The following is a 3,559-nucleotide window of genomic DNA, read 5'->3' on the forward strand; positions in this document are numbered from 1 at the left end:
GATGTAAATGCAGCTATAAATATTAGAGATGAAGGATTAAGAATATTAAACATAGTTTAATCTTGAATAACATATACAAGAACCGTAGGAACTATGGGGATAGCTCGGAGATACTGTATTCGTTAGAATACTTGACCGAGAACCCTGCGACTTTAGTCGTGGGAGGTTCAGAGAGTCGATTTTGTAAAAGTAGAAGCCTATAAAGAAAAAATCTTAACGAAGGCTTTTGCTAATTTTGTAGCAGATGCAGACTATACAGCTTTTTGTCAGGAACAAAGTTATTGGCTTGATGATTATGCTTTATTTATGGCTTTGAAGAAATATTATAAAGGTTTGCCATGGTATGAATGGAATATCGATATAAAATTGCGTAAGCCACAGGCATTAGAATCTTGCAGAATATCTTTGGCACAAGATATTGCGTATGCTAAGTTTAAACAATATATTTTCTTTAAACAGTGGCAGGATTTACATGCTTATGCAAATGAAAAAGGCATACAGATAGTCGGCGATGTTCCTATTTTCCCATCACATGATAGTGCTGATGTATGGGTACATCAAGATTTATTTAATTTAAATGCTGATGGTACCTTGAAATCGGCAGCTGGAGTACCACCAGATTATTTCAGTGCAGATGGACAACTTTGGGGTAATCCACATTATCTTTGGAATGTAATGCAAAGAGATGATTATAGTTGGTGGCGTAGACGCATAGCTACATTATTGAATTTAGTAGATATAGTTCGCATTGACCATTTCCGCGGGTTTGAAGCTTATTGGGAAGTTGCCGGTACTGCTACAACGGCTCGTGTTGGCAAGTGGGTTAAAGGCCCAGGAAAAGATTTATTTGATAAAATCAAAGCATATTTAGGAGATGTACCGATCATTGCTGAAGATTTAGGTGTGATTACTCCAGAGGTTGAAGCTTTGAAAAATAGTTGTAATTTCCCTGGCATGAAGGTATTACAATTTGAATTATATGCAAATAAATATCACAAGTTAAATTTCATCAGTCCTAAAAATAGTATCGTTTATACAGGTACACATGATAACAATACGACTTTAGGTTGGCTCAAAGAAGATATATCACCTCAAGATAAAGCAATCCTTGCAGATTTATTGCAAGTTAATGTTGATGATGATGAAAATTTATTGGATAATTTGCTAAAATTAGCATATGCTAGTGCATCTAAAATGGCGATATTGCCAATGCAAGATGTTTTAGGTTTAGATAGTGATGCTAGAATGAATTTACCAGGTACAGTCGGCAGTAACTGGGGCTGGCGTATGCATAAAGGTGCATTGACGGATGAAAAAGCAATGTATCTAAAATCTTTAGTGGAAAAATATAATAGATAAATAAAAAGGACTCTGCAATAAATGTAGAGTCCTTTTAGATTTTAGTGAAAAGTAATTCGGCAAAGAAGATATTATCATGGTATAATAATCTAAGCATATTTAGTTAAAATTATTTTAAGATAGGTGAAATTTTTAATGAAAATAGAGAAAAAAGTATTATGGGCAATTTCATTTAGTGCATTATCTTTATGTACATATAGTCAGCCTGTATTTGCTTCAGATACAGATGTAGAGATTTTAAATTATGTTGAAGATCAACGTCGTGAAGCTAGAGATAAAGAAAAAAATAAAGCTATTAATGATTTTAAAGCAGAATTAGATGCTCAATATGAAAAAGAAGGAATTGTTATACAAGATCCAAATCAAGCACCGATTATCTTTGAAGGCAATGACATTATGTATAATTCAGTGACTGGTGAAGTTTATGGTAAAGGTAATGTAAAAATTACGCAAAATTATTCACGAATGACCACTGAAGATGCTAATGGTAATTTAAATACAGGAGATGTAGATATTCCTGTTAAAGCTCATGTCATGCAAGTAGCTAATCCAACACTTGATATCAATAGTGAGAAAACAAAATATAATTATAATGAAAAAACTGGCGTGATGAATAACGTAAAAGGTCGTGTTGACAATAGATATATCTCAGGAGAACAAGTGGAATTTTATCCTGATTATTATATAATCTATAATGGAACGATGACGCGTTGTCCTGCGAAAAAACCAGATTATTGCTTGACTGCTGATAAAATTGAAATTTATCCAGATGATCATATGGTGGCTTACAATGCTAAATTTTTGATTAAAGGACAAGTTATTTACCAGACAAAAGAATATAGTACGAAAATTGGAGCTAATAGTGATGGCAATAATCAATGGATTCCTTTTCGTATTCGCATAAATAAAGATGATGGCCTTTCTATTGGTTATAATTTGGATGTACCATTGGCAGATAAAGTAAATGCTTATGCGGATTTAAGATATACCACTAAACATGATATGAGAAATATTTATGGTGTGGCATGGAATAATGCAGGTGGTACTTTTAAAGTAGAAAATGGTAAATATGAAGATGATGATGATCGTTGGTTAGAGAAAGATATTGCCTATATTTATAATTATGGACATAGAATAGGTGATACACCTCTTAGTTTTAATCTTTATAATGAATATGGTTTATGGGAAGAGAACAATATTAAAAGTTGGCACCGTGAACATAATTTATCACTTCATCATGATCCGATAGATTTAGATACTGAAGGTAAATTTAGATTATATCCAAGTATTGGTTATCGTTTAGTTTATGAAGATTATGATAATAGTAATTATAATAGTTTGTATTATGATGTGACTTTATTGGGTGAATTGACAGATAGATTAGTAGCATATACAGGATATCACTATTCAAGAGTTAGTGCGGAAAATACTTTATTCCAATATGGACTAGAAGATTATTCTAAAAAAGTATCAGCAGGATTGAGTTATACTATCGATGATAAAAACCGCATTGTAGTAGCAACAGGATATGATGCTTCAGAGCAGCTTAGATTGAGAGATTTAGATTATTATTGGTATCATGATTGGCATTGTGTACAGACAGAATTAAAATATGAAGAAAAGAAAGATAAATGGAGTTTACATTTTAATTTCTTGAATTTCTAAGATATAGATAGTTTATAAGATATTGATGGAAGTACTAATGGAAAAAAGGTGAATATATGAAGCCAGAATTAATTGATTTTGTAGAGAAATTTAAAGGAAAACGTATTTTAATTATCGGTGATATGATTGCTGATATATATTTAAAAGGGGATATTTCTCGTATTTCTCGTGAAGCACCAGTATTAGTATTGATAGAGACAGAAGAAAAAACTGTAGCTGGCGGTGCTGCTAATGTAGTCAATAATGTGGCGACATTGGGTGGAAAAGCATTTGCTGTAGGCATTTTAGGTGAAGATAAAGGTGCTTTAAATTTAAAACAGATATTAGAAGAAAATGCTGTAAATACAGATGGTATGTTTTGTGACCAAAACCGTAAGACCATCACTAAAACACGTGTTATTGCAGGTGGTAGAGCTACAGTAAGTCAACAGGTAGTGCGTATTGATTATTGTGAGCCGCACACTTGTGATTTTAATCATAAGTTAGGCAAACAAAATAGTCAGCGTATATAGAAATATGTACGTAGAGATAGACA

2 protein-coding genes and 1 pseudogene are annotated in these 3,559 nt (G+C 32.4%); all 3 read left to right on the plus strand.

What is annotated here, in order from left to right; all coding sequences use genetic code 11:
* Positions 1-174 precede the first annotated feature (174 nt).
* Positions 175-1,359: pseudogene (malQ, locus tag Q5I67_RS10390) on the plus strand (4-alpha-glucanotransferase); the annotation flags it as partial.
* A 135-nt stretch (positions 1,360-1,494) separates the two neighbouring features.
* A complete protein-coding gene (locus Q5I67_RS10395) occupies positions 1,495-3,024 on the plus strand; it encodes a hypothetical protein (RefSeq protein WP_302487271.1) in 1,530 nt (509 codons plus the stop codon).
* 56 nt (positions 3,025-3,080) lie between these two features.
* Entirely contained in the window at positions 3,081-3,536 is a 456-nt protein-coding gene (locus tag Q5I67_RS10400; protein ID WP_366926322.1) for a PfkB family carbohydrate kinase, read from the plus strand.
* Positions 3,537-3,559: the final 23 nt, after the last annotated feature.

The sequence above is a fragment of the uncultured Megamonas sp. genome, assembly GCF_958438645.1.
Classification (GTDB): domain Bacteria; phylum Bacillota; class Negativicutes; order Selenomonadales; family Selenomonadaceae; genus Megamonas.